The 22123-nt window shown below is 62.5% G+C and carries 17 protein-coding genes; 13 read left to right on the top strand and 4 right to left on the bottom strand.

The genetic code is table 11. From position 1 onward, the window contains the following. Positions 1-10: 10 nt before the first annotated feature. The 4 genes from ACJ8IP_RS14860 to ACJ8IP_RS14845 all read left to right on the top strand — a co-directional run bounded on the left by ACJ8IP_RS14860 (position 11) and on the right by ACJ8IP_RS14845 (position 5884). Entirely contained in the window at positions 11-460 is a 450-nt protein-coding gene (locus tag ACJ8IP_RS14860; RefSeq protein WP_004933353.1) for a DNA polymerase III subunit chi, read from the top strand. Between the two features lie 12 nt (positions 461-472). Then, complete coding sequence (locus ACJ8IP_RS14855; RefSeq protein WP_442524441.1) at positions 473-3349, top strand: valine--tRNA ligase; 2877 nt, start codon at positions 473-475, stop codon at positions 3347-3349. A 199-nt stretch (positions 3350-3548) separates the two neighbouring features. Then, complete coding sequence (locus ACJ8IP_RS14850) at positions 3549-4052, top strand: GNAT family N-acetyltransferase (RefSeq protein ID WP_016929277.1); 504 nt, start codon at positions 3549-3551, stop codon at positions 4050-4052. A 224-nt stretch (positions 4053-4276) separates the two neighbouring features. Continuing rightward, positions 4277-5884, top strand: coding sequence for a GMC family oxidoreductase (locus ACJ8IP_RS14845; RefSeq protein WP_442524440.1), 1608 nt, complete (start codon positions 4277-4279; stop codon positions 5882-5884). A gap of 15 nt (positions 5885-5899) precedes the next feature. Here ACJ8IP_RS14845 and miaE read toward each other — a convergent pair whose 3' ends face one another. Together miaE and rraB are read right to left on the bottom strand one after the other, a co-directional pair. Continuing rightward, positions 5900-6664 carry a tRNA isopentenyl-2-thiomethyl-A-37 hydroxylase MiaE gene (gene miaE / locus ACJ8IP_RS14840; RefSeq protein ID WP_164106831.1) on the bottom strand — a complete coding sequence of 255 codons (765 nt, stop codon included), beginning with the start codon at positions 6662-6664 and terminating at the stop codon, positions 5900-5902. 179 nt (positions 6665-6843) lie between these two features. Further along, on the bottom strand, positions 6844-7269 hold the full coding sequence (gene rraB, locus ACJ8IP_RS14835; RefSeq protein WP_025305115.1) for a ribonuclease E inhibitor RraB: 426 nt from the start codon (positions 7267-7269) through the stop codon (positions 6844-6846). Positions 7270-7431: 162 nt separating this feature from the next. Here rraB and argF point away from each other — a divergent pair, with 162 nt between their 5' ends. From argF to ACJ8IP_RS14790, 9 genes are all read left to right on the top strand, one after another. After that, complete coding sequence (gene argF, locus ACJ8IP_RS14830) at positions 7432-8451, top strand: ornithine carbamoyltransferase (RefSeq protein ID WP_442524439.1); 1020 nt, start codon at positions 7432-7434, stop codon at positions 8449-8451. Positions 8452-8647: 196 nt separating this feature from the next. After that, positions 8648-10216 (top strand): ABC transporter substrate-binding protein, encoded by a 1569-nt coding sequence (locus tag ACJ8IP_RS14825; RefSeq protein WP_442524438.1) that lies wholly within the window; start codon positions 8648-8650, stop codon positions 10214-10216. A gap of 289 nt (positions 10217-10505) precedes the next feature. Beyond that, positions 10506-11441: an aspartate carbamoyltransferase gene (gene pyrB / locus ACJ8IP_RS14820; protein ID WP_033641691.1), complete on the top strand. Its 936-nt coding sequence runs from the start codon at positions 10506-10508 to the stop codon at positions 11439-11441. Positions 11442-11453: 12 nt separating this feature from the next. Then, on the top strand, positions 11454-11918 hold the full coding sequence (pyrI, locus tag ACJ8IP_RS14815) for an aspartate carbamoyltransferase regulatory subunit (protein WP_033641690.1): 465 nt from the start codon (positions 11454-11456) through the stop codon (positions 11916-11918). Positions 11919-12077: 159 nt separating this feature from the next. Further along, positions 12078-12464: a 2-iminobutanoate/2-iminopropanoate deaminase gene (gene ridA, locus ACJ8IP_RS14810; RefSeq protein WP_033651447.1), complete on the top strand. Its 387-nt coding sequence runs from the start codon at positions 12078-12080 to the stop codon at positions 12462-12464. A 260-nt stretch (positions 12465-12724) separates the two neighbouring features. Beyond that, positions 12725-14161 (top strand): circularly permuted type 2 ATP-grasp protein, encoded by a 1437-nt coding sequence (locus ACJ8IP_RS14805; RefSeq protein WP_164106827.1) that lies wholly within the window; start codon positions 12725-12727, stop codon positions 14159-14161. Further along, on the top strand, positions 14155-15081 hold the full coding sequence (locus tag ACJ8IP_RS14800; protein ID WP_164106826.1) for an alpha-E domain-containing protein: 927 nt from the start codon (positions 14155-14157) through the stop codon (positions 15079-15081). The genes ACJ8IP_RS14805 and ACJ8IP_RS14800 overlap by 7 nt, the downstream gene beginning before the upstream one ends. Next, positions 15078-15872 (top strand): transglutaminase family protein, encoded by a 795-nt coding sequence (locus tag ACJ8IP_RS14795; protein WP_004933384.1) that lies wholly within the window; start codon positions 15078-15080, stop codon positions 15870-15872. The genes ACJ8IP_RS14800 and ACJ8IP_RS14795 overlap by 4 nt, the downstream gene beginning before the upstream one ends. Positions 15873-15947: 75 nt before the next feature. Further along, positions 15948-16676, top strand: a complete 729-nt coding sequence (locus ACJ8IP_RS14790; protein ID WP_015376453.1) for a proteasome-type protease — start codon at positions 15948-15950, stop codon at positions 16674-16676. Positions 16677-16705: 29 nt separating this feature from the next. Here the strand turns inward: ACJ8IP_RS14790 and ACJ8IP_RS14785 are convergent, their stop codons facing one another. After that, a complete protein-coding gene (locus ACJ8IP_RS14785) occupies positions 16706-19096 on the bottom strand; it encodes a beta-N-acetylhexosaminidase (RefSeq protein WP_164106824.1) in 2391 nt (796 codons plus the stop codon). Positions 19097-19307: 211 nt separating this feature from the next. After that, entirely contained in the window at positions 19308-22016 is a 2709-nt protein-coding gene (gene mgtA / locus ACJ8IP_RS14780) for a magnesium-translocating P-type ATPase (protein ID WP_442524437.1), read from the bottom strand. Positions 22017-22123 lie beyond the last annotated feature (107 nt).

Genomic DNA, 22123 nt, shown 5'->3' with positions numbered 1-22123 from the left:
TGGATCCTTAATGAAACAGGCGACGTTTTATTTGCTCGACAACGCGGAACCGTCAGGCGCGCTCAGCGCCCATGAGGCCGTGGCCTGCGCCGTTGCCGCCAACGGCTTCCGCGCCGGCAAGCGGGTGCTGATCGCCTGCGAGAGTCAGGAGCAGGCCCAGCGGCTGGACGAAGCGCTGTGGCAGCGCGAGCCGCATGAATTCGTGCCGCACAACCTGGCCGGCGAAGGGCCGCACTATGGCGCGCCGGTGGAACTGTGCTGGCCCGGCAAGCGCGGCAATGCCCCGCGCGATCTGCTGATCGCCCTGCTGCCGCAGTTTGCCGATTTTGCTACCGCTTTCCATGAAGTGGTAGACTTCGTTCCTTACGAAGACACTCTGAAACAGTTGGCGCGCGACCGTTACAAGGCCTATCGCAGCGTCGGCTTCCATTTGACCACGGCTACGCCGCCAACTCACTGAATACGATAAAGAATGGAAAAGACAAACAGTCAGCTCGACACCGCATACGACCCAAAACAGATCGAACAGAAGCTGTACGATCACTGGGAGAGTCAGGGTTACTTCAAGCCGAACGGCGACACCAGCCAGGAAAGCTTCTGCATCATGATCCCGCCGCCGAACGTCACCGGCAGCCTGCACATGGGCCACGCGTTCCAGCAGACCATCATGGACACCATGATTCGCTATCAGCGCATGCAGGGTAAAAACACCCTGTGGCAGGCGGGCACCGACCACGCCGGCATCGCCACCCAGATGGTGGTGGAGCGCAAGATCGCCGCGGAAGAAGGCAAAACCCGCCACGACTACGGCCGTGACGCGTTCATCGACAAGATCTGGCAGTGGAAGGCGGAGTCCGGCGGCACCATCACCCGCCAGATGCGCCGTCTGGGCAACTCCGTGGACTGGGAGCGCGAGCGCTTCACCATGGACGAAGGCCTGTCGAACGCGGTGCGCGAAGTGTTTGTCCGTCTGCACAAAGAAGACCTGATCTACCGCGGCAAGCGCCTGGTGAACTGGGATCCGAAGCTGCGCACCGCCATCTCCGATCTGGAAGTGGAAAACCGCGAATCCAAAGGCTCCATGTGGCACCTGCGCTACCCGCTGGCCGACGGCGCGAAAACCGCCGAGGGCAAAGACTACCTGGTGGTCGCCACCACCCGTCCGGAAACCGTGCTGGGCGATACCGGCGTGGCGGTCAACCCGGAAGATCCGCGCTATAAAGACCTGATCGGCAAAGAGATCATTCTGCCGCTGGTCGGCCGCCGCATCCGCATCGTCGGCGACGAACACGCCGATATGGAAAAAGGCACCGGCTGCGTGAAGATCACCCCGGCGCACGATTTCAACGACTACGAAGTCGGCAAACGCCACGGCCTGCCGATGATCAACATTCTGACTTTCGACGGCGACATCCGTCAGGAAGCGGAAGTGTTCAACACCCTGGGCGAAGTCTGCACCGACTACTGCAGCGAAATCCCGGCCGAGTTCCGCGGCCTGGAGCGTTTCGCGGCGCGGAAAGCGGTGGTTGCCGCCTTCGATAATCTGGGCCTGCTGGACGAGGTCAAACCGCACGACCTGACGGTGCCTTACGGCGACCGCGGCGGCGTGGTGATCGAGCCGATGCTGACCGACCAATGGTACGTGCGCACCGCGCCGCTGGCCAAAGTGGCGGTGGAAGCGGTCGAACAGGGCGATATCCAGTTCGTGCCGAAGCAGTACGAAAACATGTACTTCAGTTGGATGCGCGACATTCAGGACTGGTGCATCTCGCGTCAGCTGTGGTGGGGCCACCGCATCCCGGCCTGGTACGACGTGAACGGCAAAGTCTACGTGGGCCGCAGCGAAGAAGAAGTGCGCAGCGAGAACAACCTGGGCGCCGACGTGGTGCTGACCCAGGACGAAGACGTGCTGGACACCTGGTTCTCGTCCGGCCTGTGGACCTTCTCCACCCTGGGCTGGCCGGAGCAGACCGAGGCGCTGAAAACCTTCCACCCGACCAGCGTGATGGTCAGCGGCTTCGACATCATCTTCTTCTGGATCGCGCGCATGATCATGCTGACCATGCACTTCATCAAGGATGAAAACGGCAAGCCGCAGGTGCCGTTCAAGACCGTCTACATGACCGGCCTTATCCGCGACGACGAAGGCCAGAAGATGTCCAAGTCGAAAGGCAACGTGATCGATCCGCTGGACATGGTCGACGGCATCTCGCTGGAAGATCTGCTGGAAAAACGCACCGGCAACATGATGCAGCCGCAGCTGGCGGAGAAAATCCGCAAGCGCACCGAGAAACAGTTCCCGAACGGCATCGAGCCGCACGGCACCGACGCCCTGCGCTTCACCCTGGCGGCGCTGGCCTCGACCGGCCGCGACATCAACTGGGACATGAAGCGCCTGGAAGGCTACCGCAACTTCTGTAACAAGCTGTGGAACGCCAGCCGCTTCGTGCTGATGAACACCGAAGCGCACGACTGCGGCTTTAACGGCGGCGAGAAAGTGCTGTCGCTGGCGGATCGCTGGATCCTGGCCGAATTCAACCGCACGGTGAAAGCCTACCGCGAAGCGCTGGATACCTACCGCTTCGATCTGGCGGCCAACATCCTGTACGAATTCACCTGGAACCAGTTCTGCGACTGGTATCTGGAGCTGACCAAGCCGGTGGTGAGCAACGGCAGCGAAGCGGAACAGCGCGGCACCCGCCACACGCTGATCACCGTGCTGGAAGCGCTGCTGCGCCTGGCGCACCCGATCATTCCGTTCATCACCGAAACCATCTGGCAGCGCGTGAAGCCGCTGACTGGCACGACCGCAGACACCATCATGCTGCAGCCGTTCCCGGCCTACGACGCCGCGCTGGAAGACGAGCAGGCGCTGAACGATCTGGAGTGGATCAAGCAAACCATCATCGCCGTGCGCAACATCCGCGCCGAGATGAACATCGCGCCTAGCAAAACGCTCGACGTGCTGCTGCGCAACTGCAGCGCCGACGCCCAGCGCCGCGTGCAGGAGAACCAAAGCTTTATCGCCCGTCTGGCGCGCCTGGAATCCATCGCGCTGCTGCCGGCCGGAGAGAAAGGCCCGGTCTCCGTCACCAAGCTGGTGGACGGCGCCGAGTTGCTGATCCCGATGGCCGGCTTCATCGACAAGGACGCCGAGATCGCGCGTCTGGCCAAAGAGATGGGCAAACTGGATGCGGAAATCGCCGCGATCGAAGGCAAGCTGGCGAACGAAGGCTTCGTGGCGCGCGCGCCGGAAGCGGTGGTCGCCAAAGAACGCGATCGTCTGGCGGCCTGCAAAGAAGGCAAAGTGAAGCTGCAGGAACAGCAGGCGACCATCGCCGCGCTGTAATCCACCGGCTCACGCCAACGCCTGAAAAACAGCGGGGTCTTCCCCGCTGTTTTTTTATCGCCGTTGCATCTGGGCCGGGTTAGATGTTATTACAAGATATTACTGCTGCAGGGACGCCGCCGGGAAATAACCCCCGGCGCGTTTCGTGCTGCGATAAAAACGAAAACGAACGTGGTCTCTTTCAATGGCGAGTGTAAACATGACAACAGCAACCCCGGCGCGCCTGCTGGTGCGCCCCATCACGGCGGAAGACAATGCCGCCATTGCTCACGTCATTCGCGAAGTCTCCGCCGAGCACGGCCTGACGGCGGATAAAGGCTATACCGTCTCCGATCCCAATCTGGACGCCCTGTATCAGCTCTACAGCCTGCCGCGCAGCGCTTACTGGGTGATCGAGGTGGACGGCCAGGTCGCCGGCGGCGGCGGCATCGCGCCGCTGCAGGGCGGCGCAGACGATATTTGCGAATTGCAGAAGATGTATTTCCTGCCGGTGTTGCGCGGCAAGGGATTGGCGAAACGCCTGGCGCTGCAGGCGCTGGATTTCGCCCGCCAGCACGGCTTCCGCTGTTGTTACCTCGAGACCACCGCCAGCCTGACGCAGGCCGTTGCGCTGTACGAACACCTGGGTTTCGAACACATCGACCACGCGATGGGCGCCACCGGCCACGTCGATTGCGAAGTCACCATGCTGAAAACGCTGTAACCGTCCCGTCTCTCCATCAGGGTGCAGCTTGCTGCGCCTTTTTATTAATATCGCAATCAATCAGTAAAACTCGCTATAACGCCGTTTTTCAAGCAGATAAACTGACGTTAAAAACCGCGATGTAAATTTAATGTGAAGTTCGTTAATAAATTAACGATCGCAAATTGACCACTTGCTCCCCCGCGCTACTCTGCCAGTATCCCAATCGCGCACGGAGAGCTGTCATGTCGGAAAACACCTTTGATTACATTATCGTCGGCGCCGGTTCCGCCGGCTGCGTGCTGGCGGCGCAGCTGATCCGCCGCACCCAGGCGCGGGTGCTGCTGCTGGAAGCCGGCGGCGACGACAATAACCTGTTTATCAAAATGCCGGCCGGCGTGGCCAAGATCATCGCCAAAAAGAGCTGGCCCTACGAAACGGAACCGGAACCGCACGCCAACAACCGCCGCATGCAAATCGCGCAGGGCAAGGTGCTGGGCGGCAGCAGTTCGGTCAACGGCATGATCTACCTGCGCGGCCAGCCGCAAGATTACGACGACTGGGCCGAGCGCTATGGCTGCGCCGGCTGGAGCTACCGGGAGGTGCTGCCCTACTTCAAACGCGCCGAGGCCAACGAAAGCCTGTCCGACGACTACCACGGCGCCGACGGGCTGCTGCCGGTCAGCGAAAACCGCTACCGTCACCCGCTGAGCATGGCGTTTATCCGCGCCGGCCAGGAACTGAACCTGCCCTATCGCAACGACTTCAACGGCGATAGCCAGCACGGCGTCGGTTTCTACCAAACCACCACCCACAACGGCGAACGCGCCAGCACCGCCCGCACCTATCTGAAGGCGGTGTGCGACGAACGGCGGCTGGTGGTGAAACTGAACGCCCTGGCGCACCGGCTGACCTTCGAGGGCAACGTCGCCACCGGCGTGGTTTACAGCCAGAACGGCGGCGCGGAAGTGACCGCGCGCGCCACCAAAGAAGTGATCGTCAGCGCCGGCGCGGTCGGTTCGCCGAAGCTGCTGATGTTGTCCGGCATCGGCCCGCGCGCCCACCTGCAGCAGCTGGGCATCGAGGTGCGGGCGGATCTGCCGGTGGGTAAAAACTTCCACGACCACCTGCACATGTCGATCAACGTCAGCACCCGCGAGCCGATCAGCCTGTTCGGCGCCGATCGCGGCCTGCAGGCGCTGAGCCACGGTGCGCAGTGGCTGGCGTTTCGCAGCGGCGTGCTTTCGTCCAACGTACTGGAAGGCGCCGCCTTCACCGACAGCCGAGGCGATGGCCGCACGGACGTACAGATCCACTTCCTGCCGATGCTGGACAGCTGGGACGACGTGCCCGGCGAGCCGCTGCCGAACATTCACGGCTTCACGCTCAAGGTCGGCTACCTGCAGCCGAAGGCGCGCGGCGAAGTGCTGCTGCGCAGCAGCAACCCGCGCGATCCGGTCAAGCTGCACGCCAACTACCTCGGTCACCCGGACGATCTGGCCGGCAGCGTGCGCGCGGTGAAGTTCGGTCTGGATTTCCTGCAAACCGCGGCGCTGAAGCCGCTGATCAAGGATCTGCTGATGCCGCAGCCGGAATGGACGCGCGACGACGCACAGCTGGAAGCCTTCGTGCGCAACTTCTGCAAGACGGTGTATCACCCGGTGGGCAGCTGCCGCATGGGGCCGTCGCCGCAGGACGCGGTGACCGATCCGCAGCTGCGGGTGCACGGTTTTGAACGGCTGCGGGTGATCGACTGCTCAGTGATGCCGCAGCTCACCAGCGGCAATACCAATGCGCCGACCATTATGCTGGCGGAAAAAGCGGTGGATTTATTGCTGGGCGCGCCGCAGTAAGGACGCGCCTCAACGTCAGGCGGCGACGGGCACGCCGCTGTGAAAACGCAGCTCGCTGTCCGGCGACAGGATCAATTCAGCCTCGAGGCGGCCGAAATGCGCCACCCGTTCGCTGATGTCGCCGCCGGCGATCTGTTCCGCCAGCGTCAAGTAGTCCTGATAGTGACGCGCTTCGGATCGCAGCAGCGAGACGTAAAAGCGGTTCAGCTCATCGTCCAGGTGCGGCGCCAGTTTGGCGAAGCGTTCGCAGGATCGCGCTTCGATGTAGGCGCCGCAGATCAGTTTGTCGATCAGCGTCGCCGGATCGTGGGTGCGGATCTCGCGGATCATCCCCTTGGCATAGCGGCTGGCGGTGATCTTGCTATACGGGATCCCGCGCGCCTGCATGATCTCCAGCACCTGCGAGAAGTGATGCAGCTCTTCCTTGATCAACAGCACCATGCGATCCGCCAGATCCTGGCCGTAGGCCGAGCCGTTTTTCGGCAGGATCTTGCGGGTGAACTGGCCCTGACGGAACAATGTGTCGGGCGCGCCCTGCGCTTCATGCAGAAACGCCTCGTAGGGCCGCAGCAGCGCCAACAGCGCGTCACCGCTCTCTTTGTCCGCCACGTAGCGGCGGATCAGCCACATGCCGGTCTGTGCGGCTTTCAGCTCGCACACCAGGTGGTCGGTCAGCAACAGCTGCAGGTTTTCCGGACGGCGCGCGGCGTCGATCCAGGCGTCGGGAGTTTCACAGTGTAGGAAGCTTAAAATCGGGGCTAGCAGGGATTGGTATGTCATGGCGTCATTGCCCTATGTATTTCAAGTTGCAGCTAGGCGGCCAGCTCACTCATCCCCAGGAGCTTACTCAGGTAAGTGACTGGGGTGAGAGAGTGCAGCCAACAACGCTGCAGCTTGAAAGACGACGGGGATATCAGGGGCCGGCGAGAGCCGGCCCACAGGCATTAATCGGAAAGGAATTAGTGGCGTTTGCCGTCGTCGTCTTCGTCGATATAGTCGCCGTCTTCGTCATCCTCACCGTCTTCACCGTTCGGATCTTCGAAGTAGGTGCCCCAGCCGTCGTAGTTGACGCCGCAGCGCTCCGCCAGCGCCACCAACTGCTCGACCTGAGCGTCGATCAGCTCGGCGTTCAGGCCGACTTCGCTGATCACGTCGCAGCACATCACCATCGAACCGTCTTCCACTTCCAGCTCTTCGGCGTCGGTCACTTCGTAGCCCAGCTTGAAGGCTTCAACGGCGGCCTGCTCCAGAACCTCAAATTTCTCGGCGGACAGATGGTGCTCGATGGTGTAGAGCGCGTCCGGATCGCTGCCGTCTTCCAGCAGCTCTTCGATGATCAGGCGGGTCTCTTCACGTTGTTCTTCCAGCAATTCGCGGTTTGCCATGCCTATATCCTCAAGTCAAATGGCCTTCATTCCTTCTATTTTCACACACCGCCGACATTGCTTCCACGATAAACGTGAAAGATTTCCTCGTCGGGGTTGAAATTGAATATTCATACATATAAAGTGAATTTTAATTCAATTGAGCAATCAGGGAATCGGACTATGAGCACCGGCAATGCGTTCTACCAACGTCACTTTCTGAGGTTAATGGATTTCACCCCCGCCGAGCTGCAGGCGCTGCTGCAGCTTTCGGCCGATCTGAAGCAGGCCAAGAAGCAGGGGCAGGAACAGCGCCGGCTGCAGGGCAAAAACATTGCGCTCATCTTCGAAAAAGACTCAACCCGCACGCGATGCTCTTTCGAAGTTGCCGCATTCGATCAGGGCGCGCAGGTCACGTACCTCGGCCCGAGCGGCAGCCAGATCGGCCATAAAGAGTCGATGAAAGACACCGCCCGGGTGCTGGGCCGCCTGTACGACGGTATTCAGTATCGCGGCTACGGCCAGGCGCTGGTGGAAACCCTGGCGCAGCACGCCGGCGTGCCGGTGTGGAACGGCCTGACCGACGAGTTCCACCCTACCCAATTGCTGGCGGATCTGCTCACCGTGCAGGAACACCTGCCGGGCAAAGCGCTGAACGAAGTGAAGCTGGCGTACGTCGGCGACGCGCGCAACAACATGGGCAATACGCTGCTGGAAGCCGCCGCGCTGGCGGGCATGGATCTGCGGCTGGTGGCGCCGAAGGCCTGTTGGCCGCAGCCGGAACTGGTGGCCGAATGCCAGGCGCTGGCGCAGCAAACCGGCGCGAAACTCACCCTGACCGAAGACATCGCCGAAGGGGTACAAGACGCCGATTTCCTCTACACCGACGTGTGGGTGTCGATGGGCGAACCGAAAGAGACCTGGCGGGAGCGTATCGCGCTGCTGCGGCCGTATCAGGTCAACATGGCGATGCTGAAACTGACCGGCAACCCGAACGTGAAGTTCCTGCACTGCCTGCCGGCGTTCCACGACGACCAAACCACTCTCGGCAAGCAGATGGCACAGCAGTACGATCTGCACGGCGGCATGGAAGTGACCGACGAGGTGTTCGAGTCGGCGCACAGCGTGGTGTTCGATCAGGCGGAAAACCGGCTGCATACCATCAAGGCGGTGCTGGTCGCCACGCTGAGCGCAACGCTCTGACACGCCTCTCCCTCCGCCCTGGCCCCCCCGGCCAGGGCGGCTAATATATTCCTGGAATATCAAATAGCGCATTGGCCTTTGCCCGCCGCCGGCAAAGGTTCTACCGTGACAGGCCGACGGCGCCCGCGCCGTAAAAACCAACGATAACAAACCGTTCTCAGCGCCGCCTTGCGGCGCCTTCAGGGGATACACATCGATGAAAACCAAACTCTTGCCGCTGTTCCTGCTCGCCGCCCTGCCCGCCGCCGCGTTATCCGCCACGCCGCCGAATACGCTGGTGGTAGTACAATCGCTGGATGACATCGTCAGCCTCGATCCGGCGGAAGCCAACGAACTCTCCAGCATCCAGACGGTGCCCAGCCTGTACCAGCGCTTGGTACAGGCGGATCGCGACGATCCGGCCAAGGTGGCACCGGTGCTGGCAGAAAGCTGGCAGAGCGATGCGGCGGCCAAAACGCTGACGGTAAAACTGCGGCCGCAGGCGGCGTTCGCCTCCGGCAACCCGCTGACCGCCGACGACGTGATCTTCTCCTACCGCCGCGCGGTGAAAATGAACAAGTCGCCGGCGTTCATCCTCAACGTGCTCGGCTGGCAGCCGGACAACATCGACGCGCAGTTGAAGAAGATCGACGACCATACCGTGCAGTTGCGCTGGACGGCGGACGTCAGCCCGGCGGTGGCGCTGAATATCCTCTCGACGCCGATCGCCTCGATCGTCGACAGCAAAGCGGCGCTGGTCAACGTCAAAGACGGCGACTTCGGCAACGCCTGGCTGAAAATGCACTCCGCCGGCAGCGGCCCGTTCAAGATGCGCGTCTATCAGCCGCATCAGGCGATCGTGCTGGACGCCAACCCCACGACGCCGGGCGGCAAGCCGCAGCTGAAAAACATCATCATCAAGAACGTGCCGGATCCGGCCACCCGCCGCCTGCTGGTCCAGCAGGGCGACGCCGATATCGCCCGCGAACTGGGCGCCGACCAGACCGACACGCTGAAGAACCAGCCGGGGGTTAAGGTGCTGGAGATCCCGTCCGCCGAACAAAACTACCTGGTGTTCAACACCGGCAACGGCGCCAATCCGCTGCTGAACAACCCGGCCTTCTGGGAGGCGGCGCGCTATCTGGTGGATTATCAGGGCATCACCCAGGATCTGCTGAAGGGCCAATACTTCGTGCATCAGAGCTTCCTGCCGGTCGGGCTGCCGGGCGCGCTGGAGACCAACCCGTTCCGCTACGATCCGGCCAAGGCGAAAGCCATTCTGGCCAAGGCGGGCATCACCCACGCCGCCTTTACGCTGGACGTAGAGAACAAACCGCCGTTCATCACCATCGCGCAGGCGCTGCAGGGTAGCTTCGCCGCTGCCGGCGTGAAGGTCGAGCTGCTGCCGGCCGCGGGCAGCCAGGTTTACTCCCGCGTGCGCGCCAGGCAGCATCAGGCGGCAATCCGCCTGTGGATCCCGGATTATTTCGACGCCCACTCCAACGCCAGCGCCTTTGCCTACAACGACGGCAAGAGCAGCACGGTGGCCGGGCTGAACGGCTGGCAGATCCCGCAGTTGAATAAGCAGACACTGGCGGCGCTGGCCGAAGCCGATCCGGCCAAGCGCCGCGCGCTGTACACCGCCATGCAGCAGGAGCTGCAGCGCAGTTCGCCGTACGTGTTTATCGATCAGGCCAAAACCGAAGTGGTGCTGCGCGACAACGTCAAAAGCTACCAGCAGGGGCTGAACGCCGACATGGTCTACTACGATCGCGTCAGCAAATAGCCCGCAGGCGGCCATCGCCGGCCAATCGATTGCGGGGCGGCAAAAAACGGCGTTTTAACGCTTGCAGTGGCGAAAAGCGCGAGTATAATGCGCCACAATTTGCCAGGAGAAAGCATGAAAAACGACGTTTGTTTTGTTAGCCGCAATCGACAAAACCGACTGCCTATCGGCGGCCAGCTGCCGTTGTTTCTCCTGTTGCTAAACCGATCGTTTCAAGCCCCTCATTGAGGGGCTTTTTTTTGCCTTAAAAAGTCCCGCGCCACGGGCACGCGTCGAGGAGGAGTGAAAAATGGCCAACCCGCTGTATCACAAACACATCATCTCTATTAACGATCTCAGCCGCGAGGATCTGGAGCTGGTGCTGCGCACCGCCGCCGGTCTGAAAGCCAACCCGCAGCCGGAGTTGTTGAAACACAAGGTGATCGCCAGCTGCTTCTTTGAAGCCTCGACCCGTACCCGCCTGTCGTTCGAAACCTCGATGCACCGCCTCGGCGCCTCGGTGGTCGGTTTCGCCGACGGCAGCAACACCTCGCTCGGCAAAAAAGGCGAAACCCTGGCCGACACCATCTCGGTGATCAGCACCTACGTGGACGCCATCGTGATGCGCCATCCGCAGGAAGGCGCGGCGCGCATGGCCTCGGAGTTCTCCGGCAACGTGCCGGTGCTCAACGCCGGCGACGGCGCCAACCAGCACCCGACCCAGACCCTGCTGGATCTGTTCACCATCCAGGAAACCCAGGGCCGCCTGAACAACCTCAGCATCGCCATGGTCGGCGACCTGAAATACGGCCGCACCGTGCACTCGCTCACCCAGGCGCTGGCCAAATTCGAAGGCAACCGTTTCTACTTCATCGCCCCGGACGCGCTGGCGATGCCGGCCTACATCCTGAAAATGCTGGAAGAGAAAGGCATCGAGTACAGCCTGCACGGCAGCATTGAAGAAGTGGTGCCGGAGCTGGATATTCTCTACATGACCCGGGTGCAGAAAGAGCGCCTCGATCCGTCCGAGTACGCCAACGTGAAGGCGCAGTTCGTGCTGCGCGCCGCAGATCTGGCCGGCGCGCGCGCCAACCTCAAGGTGCTGCACCCGCTGCCGCGCATCGACGAGATCGCCACCGACGTGGATAAAACGCCGCACGCTTACTACTTCCAGCAGGCGGGCAACGGCATCTTCGCCCGTCAGGCGCTGCTGGCGCTGGTGCTCAACGCAGATTTGGCTCTTTAAGGGGGAACCGCCATGACTCACGACAACAAACTGCAGGTCGAAGCGATCAAATGCGGCACGGTGATCGACCACATTCCGGCGCAGATCGGTTTCAAACTGCTGACGCTGTTCAAGCTGACCGCCACCGACCAGCGCATCACCATCGGCCTGAACCTGCCCTCCAACGAGCTGGGCCGCAAGGATCTGATCAAGATCGAGAACACCTTCCTGACCGAGCAGCAGGCCAACCAGTTGGCGATGTACGCGCCGAAGGCCACGGTAAACCGCATCGACAACTATGAAGTGGTGCGCAAGCTGACCCTCAGCCTGCCGGACCACATCGACGGCGTGCTGACCTGCCCGAACGGCAACTGCATCAGCCGCAGCGAGCCGGTGGCGTCGAGCTTCAGCGTCAAATCGCGCGACGGTGAAGTACACCTGAAGTGCCGCTACTGCGAAAAAGAGTTCGAGCATCAGGTGGTGCTGCAGGCGGACTAATCCCGGCATGGGCGCCGGGAGATGGCGCTGTTATTCTCCCGGTGACGCCCTATAATGGGTCCTCTGAAAATCACTCTACCCACGTTGCTACCCACCGAATTTTACGCTGCGGCCGACCGCGCGGCGGCGTGAAAGACAACGGGTTTATCAGGAGAAAACATGTCACGTAACATCAGCACTGAACTCGCCCCGGCAGCCATTGGTCCTTACGTGCAGGGCGTTGATCTGGGCAGCATGATCATCACTTCCGGCCAGATCCCGGTCGATCCGAAAACCGGCGCCGTCGCCGACGACGTCGCCGCTCAAGCGCGCCAGTCGCTGGAAAACGTCAAAGCGATCGTCGAAGCCGCCGGCCTGACCGTTGCCGACATCGTGAAAACCACCGTGTTCGTGAAAGACCTGAATGACTTCGCCACCGTCAACGCCGCGTACGAAGCCTTCTTCACCGAGCACAGCGCGCCGTTCCCGGCCCGTTCCTGCGTGGAAGTGGCGCGTCTGCCGAAAGACGTGAAGATCGAAATCGAAGCCATCGCCGTGCGTCGTTAATCGACGGTCACGCGCATCACGGCCAGTGCAGACTGGCCGTTTTTATTTCTGCTCTGCCCCGACAGCCTGCCGTCCCTGCGCCTTCAGCGCTCACCGCCACCGCCATTTCGCCCTATATTAAGGCGTCGTCACGCCAGACCTGCACCGCAAACGGGCGTTTTTCGCCGCGGCAGCCTCGCTTTGCGCCATTTTCGCCCGTTATCGCCTTGGCACGTTTTATGCTCGATTGATTGACAGCCTGCAATGTCGACGAGGTGACGATGCTGAATATCAATCTTTCCGCTTCACCGTTTTTTGATGAGATGCTTCTGGCTGAGGGAAAACACCGTGGCCACTACGACGCCTACTGGCAATGGCTGCAGCAGGCCGATCACCAGGCCGTGCAACGCAAGCGGGAAGAGGCTGCGCTGCTGTTTCACCGGGTGGGCATCACCTTCAACGTCTACGGCGACGATGACGGCGCCGAGCGGTTGATCCCGTTCGACAGCGTGCCGCGCATTATTCCGGCCGCCGAATGGGCGATGCTCGATCGCGGCATTCGCCAGCGCGTACAGGCGCTCAATGCCTTCCTGCATGACATTTACCACCAGCAGCATATTCTGAAGGCCGGCCTCATTCCGGCGGAGCAGGTGCTGGCCAACGAGCAGTATCAACCCTGTATGCAAGGCGTTGATCTTCATCGCGATATCTATGCGCATATCGTCGGCGTGGACATGGTCCGCAACAGCGACGGCCAATACTACGTGCTGGAAGATAACTTGCGCACCCCGTCCGGCGTCTCTTACATGCTGGAAAACCGCAAAATGATGATGCGTCTCTATCCGGAACTGTTCGCCCGGCAACGCATCGCGCCGGTGGAGCGCTACCCGTCGCACCTGCTGCAAACGCTGCGCGAAAGCTCGCCCATCAACGATCCCACCGTGGTGGTGCTGACGCCGGGCCGCTTCAACAGCGCCTATTTTGAGCACAGTTTCCTGGCGCAGCAGATGGGGGTGGAGCTGGTCGAAAGCGCCGATCTGTTCGTCAAGGACGGCGCGGTCTTCATGCGCACCACCGCCGGGCCGTGCAAAGTGGACGTGATCTATCGTCGGGTGGACGACGCCTTCCTCGATCCGCTGGCGTTTCGGCCGGACTCGATGCTCGGCGTACCGGGGCTGCTGTCGGTGTATCGCGCCGGCAATGTGGTGCTGGCCAACGCCATCGGCACCGGCGTGGCCGACGACAAATCGATCTACCCCTACGTGCCGGATATGGTGCGCTTCTACCTGCAAGAGGAACCGATCCTCAACAACGTGCCGACCTGGCAGTGCCGACATAAAAACGAACTGTCGTATGTGCTGGCCAACCTCGAACAGATGGTCGTGAAAGAGGTGCACGGCGCCGGCGGCTACGGCATGTTGATCGGCCCCACGGCGAGCAAGGACGAGCTCGCCCGCTTCCGCGCTCTGCTGCTGTCTCGCCCGCAGAATTACATTGCGCAAAACACGCTGGCGCTGTCCACCTGCCCGACCTTCGTCAACGATGGTCTCGCGCCGCGGCATATCGATCTGCGGCCGTTCGCCCTCAGCGGCGCGGAGATCCGCCTGGTGCCCGGCGGCCTGACCCGGGTGGCGTTGGCGGAAGGTTCGCTGGTGGTGAACTCGTCGCAGGGCGGCGGCACCAAGGACACCTGGGTATTGGAGGACGACCTATGCTGAGCCGCACCGCCAGTGAACTCTATTGGATGGCCCGCTATCTGGAGCGGGCGGAAAGCATCGCCCGGGTGCTGGACGTCACCAACAAGCTGTCGATGATGCCGATCCGCGACAGCGGCGATCAGGATCTGCAGGTGCCGCTCAACCTGACCGGCACCGGCCAGCTGTATGCCGCCGCCTACCCGGAATTGACGATGCCCAATCTGGTCAGTTTCTTCGCGCTCGACAACCGTAACCACAGCAGCATCTTCAGCTGCCTGCAAATGGGCTGGAACAACGCCCACGCGGTGCGCGGCAGCCTGTCATCCGAAGTCTGGGAGTGCATCAACGCCACCTGGATAGAGATGAAACTGATCCGCCGCCAGGGCATCGGCTCGGTGGGCGCCGATGCCTTCTTCGACTGGGTGAAGGAGCGCGCCCATCTGTTTCGCGGCGCCATGTTCGGCACGCTGCTGCGCAGCGACGCCATGCGCTTTATCCGTCTCGGCACCCTGCTGGAGCGGGCCGACGGCACCGCCCGTCTGCTGGAGGTGAAGAACACGCTGATGGACATCGACGGCGACCCGGTGCGCGAATATTACCGCATGGACACGCTGCTGCGGGCGGTGAGCGCGCGCGAAGCCTACCACAGCATCTACAAGCAGCCGTTGAGCCGCGAGACCATCGCCGAACTGATGATTCTGCGCAATGAAATCCCGCGTTCACTGCTGGCCTGCGTCGGCGACATGGTGCAGCAATTGGAACTGATCGGCGGCGGCGCCAACCAACCGCGACGTCTGGCGCACACCCTGCATGCCGAGCTGCGCTTCAGCAGCATGAAGGACCTGAACAAGATCGGCCTGGGCGAGTGGTTGAGCGCCTTTCTCGGCCAGGTGAACGGCATCGCCGAAAGCATCCATCACACTTATCTGGAGGCGCAATGAAACTGAATATTGAGCACAACACCCATTATCGCTACGCCCAGCCGGTGCAGCGCAGCACCCAATATCTGCGGCTGACGCCGCAGGATTCGCCGCATCAGCGCATCCTCTCCTGGCAACTGTCGTTGCCGGATGACGCGGTGCGCACCACCGACGCCTTCGGCAACGTACTGCACGTGCTGACGCTCGATGAACCGCATCAGGCCATCACCATTCGGGTGCTCGGGGAAGTGGAGATTGAAGACGGCGTCGAAGATCGGGCGCTCGGGCACCTGTCGCCGCTGGTATTTCTGCGCCATAGCCCACTGACCCAGCCCGATGACGCCATTCAGGCCTTCGCCCTGCGTTATCATCAACCGCAGGCGGTGCTGAGCGGCCTGGAACATCTGATGGGCGAACTGCTGCTGAAAATGCCTTACAGCCCTGGCTCCACGCGCGTGACCGACAGCGCCGCCGAGGCTTTCGCCGCCGGCAGCGGCGTGTGTCAGGATCATACGCATGTCTTCCTGAGCTGCTGCCGCAGCCTGAACATCCCGGCGCGCTACGTCAGCGGCTACCTGTACAGCGAAGACTCGACCCATGTCGCCACCCATGCCTGGGCGGAAGTGTGGGTGGAGGAACGCTGGCACAGCTTCGACGTGACCAACAATACGCGCATGCCGAATCAGCACCTTAAGCTGGCGGTCGGCATCGATTATCTGGACGCCTGCCCGGTGCGCGGCATGCGATTGGGCGGCGGCTGCGAAGACATGAGCGCCATCGCCGCCGTACAAATGATGCCAACCGGCCAGTAGCCGCTTGCCGATGGAAAATGTTTCGGGCACGCTGCGCGTTGGCGGCGTGCCGGTCTTGTTTTGAGGGATTGTAGTATGACCTACTGTGTGGCCATGCGTTTGTCGTCCGGGCTGGTCTTTGCGTCCGATTCGCGCACCAACGCCGGAGTGGACCATATTTCCACCTTCCGCAAACTGCACGTGTTCCAACAGGACGGCGATCGCACGCTGGTGCTGCAAAGCGCCGGCAACCTGGCGACCACCCAGAGCATCATCAGTTTGCTGTTGCATCGCAGCAAGGACGCCGAACGCCCCAACCTGCTCAACGCTCCCAGCCTCTACGACGCCGCCACGCTGGTGGGGGAAACGGTGCGCGAGGTGATCCAGCGCGACAGCGAGGCGCAGCAAAGCGGCAGCACCACCGACTTCAGCTGCAACCTGCTGCTCGGCGGCCAAATTAGCGGGGAAGAGATGCGGCTGTTCCATATCTACCCGCAGGGCAACTTTATCGAAGCCACCCGCGACACACCCTATTTTCAGATAGGCGAAAGCAAATACGGCAAACCGATCATCGACCGGGTGCTGCACTACGACACGCCGCTGGAACAAGCGATGCAATGCGCGCTGATTTCACTGGATTCGACCCTGCGCAGCAACCTGTCCGTCGGGCTGCCGCTCGACGTGATGATCTACCCGCGCGACAGCTTCAGCCATGCCCGGCAATACCGCATTACCGAAGACCATCCGTACTTCAGCGCCATCCGCAAGGGCTGGGGCGAAGGGCTGGTCAGCATTTTCACCCAGTTGCCGCCGCTGCAGCTGTAGGGATCCGGGCTCACACGAGCCCGCTCCCCTCATTGCACCTGTAGCCCCCGCAGCAACGCCTCCAGCGGGTACACCGCGGCAATCACCACTTCGTCGCGCGTCTGCGCCGCCGCATCCAGCCGGCGCTGCGCTTGTTCGGCCTCGGCCCGGCTCAGCGGTTTGTCCTGCTGATACCGCTCCAGCAGCGTTAACCCCAATGCGGCCAGGGCATCGACGTCCTGCGCCACCGGCGCCAGCTCCCGCAGCGTGCGGTTGCCCGCGATCGCCGTCTGCAGCGCCGCGCCGTTCGCCTGCCAGCGCTGCAGCCGTTCGCGCAGCGCCTGCGCCGCCGCCTTATCGTGCTTATCCTTCAACAAGGCCGCGACCTGCGCATGCATGTCGCGCACCGCCTCGCTCTCCGGCGGCAGCGCATCGGCAAAGCGGTTCAGCGGTTCGAACTGATGATAGTTGCCGGCCTGGAACTTCAGGTGCTGGCGGGTGTAATACTGCGCCGGTTCCACCGCCTCGGCCAGGATCTGCAGCGGCATGATCTGCACGCTGTTGCTCAGCCGGGTGAATTCGCGCGCCGTTTCCGCGTGCTGCTGCAGGCCGACCGACACCACCGACCAGGCGTCGATCGCCGCCAGCCGCCGGTACATGTTGTTCTCATCGGTGACGTCCTGCGCCGACCACAGCCGCTCCGCCACCGCAAAGGCGCGCGGCCACAGCTTGAGATCGAGCAGCGGCGCGCGCACGTTTTCCGCCCACAGCGCCGCTTCCCCGCCTAGGATCTTGGCCTGCCCCTTCTCATCCGGCACCACCGGCATCTTGCCCGCCGGCGCCGCCGCCAGTTTCTCGCCCTGGGTGGGGTAACGCACGTTGCCGACCAGCGTATAGCCGCTGAGCTTGTCCTGTTGCAGCGTAAATACCGGCCGCGTGTCGCCCATCCAGGTATCGACGCGGAACGTCACCTGCTGCGGCGTGCGCCAGACGATATCGTGCACCGCGCGGCGCGACTTGCCGTTGAAATCGATAAAGCCGCGCCAGCCCTGCTTGCCCTCGATCAGCGTGAAGCTGCCCTCCACCGCGCTGCCCTTCAGGCGCGGCATGCTGAAACGCCAGCTTTGCGCCTGCTCGCCGGGTTGCACCGCCGTTTCGACCCCCAGCGGCTGCGGCAGAATTTCATTGCGGTAGTGATAGGCGGTGCTTTGCGGCTGATCGAGATAGAAACCGGTGGAGAGAATGCCCTGATAGCCATCCTGCGCGCTGGCGCCCAGCGAGTCTTGCCCCTGCCAGGACTGAATGACGATCGAACGCGGCAGCGACGGATGATAGATCTCGTCCCAGCCGACCATCTGCCGCTGGTGCTTCTCGAGGACTTTTTCCAGCTTCTGGTTGAAGTAGGCCTGCAGCGCATGGGTATCCGCCAGCCCGTTCTGCTGCATAAACGCCTGAATCGACGGCGACGCTCGCCACTGGCTGGCGTCCACTTCGTCGCCGCCGATGTGCAGATAAGGATCGGGGAAAATCGCCGCCAGCTCGCCGACGATCGTATCGACAAACTGATACACCTCGTCGCGGGTCGGATCGAGCGTCGGCTTATGCACGCCCCACTCGCGCTCCATGCGATACGGCCCCGGCGCGCTCATCAGGTCGGGATAGGCCACCGCGATGCTGGAGGCGTGCCCCGGCATGTCGATCTCCGGCACCACGCGAATGCCGCGCGCCGTGGCGTAAGCCACCACCTGCCGCATTTGCTCGCGGGTGTAGAACTGGCCGTCGCTGGCCTGCTGCTGCAATTTGGGGTAATGCTCGGAGGCGAAGCGCCAGCCCTGATCGTCGGTCAGGTGCCAGTGGAATACGTTGAGCTTGGCCGCCGCCATGCCGTCAAGCTGGCGCAAAATGTCCGGCAGCGGCAGGAAATGGCGCGCCGAATCCAGCAGCACGCCGCGCCACGGAAAACGCGGCACGTCGCGAATATCCACCAGCGGCAGGAAGGTGTTTTGCCCATCGGTCTGCAGCAGCTGCAGCAGGGTCTCCATGCCGCGCAGCGCGCCGAAGCGGGTGTTGGCGGTCAGCGTGGCGCCCTGCGGCGTGACCACCAGCCGGTAACTCTCATCGCTGCCCGGCAGCGGCTGCGCCGCCACCCGATCCTTGATCACCACCTTGATCGCCGCGCCGTTTGCTTCTTCCCTCGGCGCCAGCGTCCAGCCGGTCTGCAACTCGATGCGCTGGCGCCAGCGCGGCAGCGCGTCACCCAGTTCGTCACCCTGGAGGCTTAACGACAGCCGGTGATCCAAAATCAGTTTGCCCGCCGGTTGCGTCACTTCCACCTGCTGCGGCCAGGGCATCAGCGGCAGATCGCCAGCCGGCTGCGCCAGCGCGCCGCAAGAAAACCATAACGATGAAACCAGTAGCGTATAACGGAAAGGTCTGTGCATCGGAAATTCCTCAGAGGAAAAAAACAAAATATCCCCAATGAATTTCAAACCACCGCTAGGCGATAAACAACAACGCGGTGGCTTGAAAGGCGCAGGGGAAAACAGCCAACGCTGTAGATAAAGACTCAGCACAGAACAGATGTCCAACCGTTGCGGTGAAAAAGCGGACGGGATCACAGTTGCCCCCTCCCGGCCGGAGGGGGCGAACGGGTTATTGCCAGCCGTAGCGGCGCACGAACCAGCCTTTCACGCACTGGGTCAGCACCATGTAACCGGCGAGGATCAGCACCAGCCACGGGAAGTAACCGAGCGGCAGCGCCTGCAGCTGCAGGAAGCCGGCCAGCGGCGAGAACACCAGGCCGATGCCGGTGGCGATCACCGCCAGCGTCATGATACACAGCGGCCAGGACGGGCGGCTCTGGATAAACGGAATTTTGCGCGTGCGGATCATGTGCACGATCAGCGTCTGTGACAGCAGCCCTTCCACGAACCAGCCGGACTGGAACAACGTCTGCATTTCCGGCGTGTTGGCCTTGAATACCCACCACATCAGGCTGAAGGTCAGCACGTCGAAGATCGAACTGATCGGCCCAAAGAACACCATAAACCGCCCCAGATCGGCGGAGTTCCAGCGCTGCGGCTGGGTGATCTGATCGTCGTCGACGTTATCGAACGGGATGGCGATCTGCGAGATGTCGTACATCAGGTTCTGAATCAACAGGTGCAGCGGCAGCATCGGCAGAAACGGCAGGAAGGCGCTGGCGATCAGCACACTGAACACGTTGCCGAAGTTGGAGCTGGCGGTCATCTTGATGTATTTCAGCATGTTGGCGAAGGTGCGGCGCCCTTCGATCACCCCCTGCTCCAGCACCATCAGGCTTTTTTCCAGCAGGATGATGTCCGCCGCTTCCTTGGCGATGTCCACCGCCGAATCAACGGAGATGCCAATATCGGCCGCGCGCAGCGCCGGCGCGTCATTGATGCCGTCGCCCATAAAGCCCACCACGTGCCCCTGGCAGCGCAGCAGTTTGACGATGCGCTCCTTGTGCAGCGGCGTCAGCTTGGCGAACACCGTGGTGCGCGCCGCCGCCTGCGCCAGCTGCTCGTCGTCCATCTGCTCGATCTCGCTGCCGCGCAGCAGGTGCTCGGCCTCGAGCCCGACGTCCCGGCACACTTTGGCGGCCACCAGCTCGTTGTCGCCGGTGAGGATCTTCACCGTGACGCCGTTCTGTTTCAGCGCCGCCAGCGCCGGCGCGGTGCTTTCCTTCGGCGGATCGAGGAAGGCGACGTAGCCTTCGAGGATCAGATCCGACTCGTCCGCCACGCCGTATTCATGGGTTTGCGCCGGCAGGATCTTGTTGGCCACCGCCACCACCCGCAGCCCCTGCTGGTTGAGATCGTCGGTGATGCGACGGATCCTCGCCAGCAGCGCCTCGCTCAGCGGGATCACCTCGTCTTCGTGGCGCACGTGGCTGCAAATCGCCAGCATCTCTTCCAGCGCGCCCTTGCACACCAGCTCGTGATACTCGTTGTCTTTGGCCACCACCACCGACATGCGGCGGCGCACGAAGTCGAACGGGATCTCATCCACCTTGCGGTAGTTTTGCAGCGCCTGCGGCTGCTGATTTTGCTCCGCGCAGCTCAGCACCGCCACGTCGAGCAGGTTTTTCAGCCCGGTCTGGTAGAAGCTGTTCAGCCAGGCGTAGCGCAGCACCCGCTCGCTGCTGGCGCCGAACACGTCGGTATGGCGCTCCAGCACGATCTTGTCCTGGGTCAGGGTACCGGTCTTGTCGGTGCACAGAATGTCCATCGCGCCGAAGTTCTGGATGGCGTCCAGCCGTTTGACGATCACCTTCTGGCGCGACAGCTTCACCGCCCCTTTGGCCAGCGTCGAGGTGACGATCATCGGCAGCATCTCCGGCGTCAGCCCGACCGCCACCGAAAGCGCGAACAGCGCCGCCTCCCACCAGTCGCCCTTGGTGTAGCCGTTGATCAGCAGCACGATCGGCGTCATCACCAGCATAAAACGGATCAGCAGCCAGCTGACCTTGCTGATGCCGCTCTGGAAGGCGTTCGGCTGCTCATCCTGGCTGGTGACGCGCTGCGCCAGCTGGCCGAAATAGGTGCCGCCGCCGGTGCCGATCACCATCGCCAGCGCGGTGCCGCTGACCACGTTGGTGCCCATGAAGCACAGGTTTTGGCAGTCGAGCGGATCGGCAGCCAACGCCTGCGGCGCCGCGGATTTTTCCACCGGCAGCGATTCGCCGGTCAGCGCCGCCTGGCTGATGAACAGATCCTTAGCCGACAGCACGCGCAGATCCGCCGGGATCATGTCGCCGGCCGCCAGCTTGATGATGTCGCCCGGCACCAGCTGCGCGATCGGCAGCTCCACGTGCTCGCTCTTGCCGGTGAGCGCATCGCTGCGGATCACCGTGGCGGTGTTGCTCACCATGGCCTTCAGCGCGTCGGCCGCCCGGTTGGATCGCGCCTCCTGGATGAAATTCAGCAGCGTGGAGATCAGCACCATCAGCGCGATCACCAAGGCGCCGGTGAGATCCTCGGTGGCGTAAGAGATCATGCCGAGCGCGGTCAGCAGCAGGTTGAACGGGTTGCGGTAGCAGTGCCAGAGGTGCTGCCACCAGGCCTCTTTCTGCTGATCGTCGATGACGTTCTCGCCGCAGCGCTGGCGCACCTGTTCCGCCTCATGGGCGGTGATGCCTTCCGGATGGCTGTGAAAACGCTCAAAGAGTTGCATCGTTTCTGCGGCGGCGCATTCCAGCCGCTGCTGCGCCAGGCCGGCCGGCATGTCGCGCGCAGCGCCGCCGACGCTGTCCAGCAGGCTGTCGCGGCGCACCAAACGGCGCGGGAGGCCGCGGGCGAACAGGCCCAGCAGCTGACGGGGGAGTTTTTTCAGTTTCATGGGTCGCACCTCGTCGCCCGGTGCCTCACGGCAGCGGGTAAACGGGGATCGTCATCGGCCGGGCGGATGGCGGGTGCGCCAAAAAGCCTCTGCCAACGCAGATCCTT

Origin of the sequence: Serratia sp. CY52157, assembly GCF_052168495.1 — a bacterium.
GTDB lineage: Bacteria > Pseudomonadota > Gammaproteobacteria > Enterobacterales > Enterobacteriaceae > Serratia > Serratia ureilytica.
This window is presented reverse-complemented; position numbering and strand designations above follow the sequence as displayed.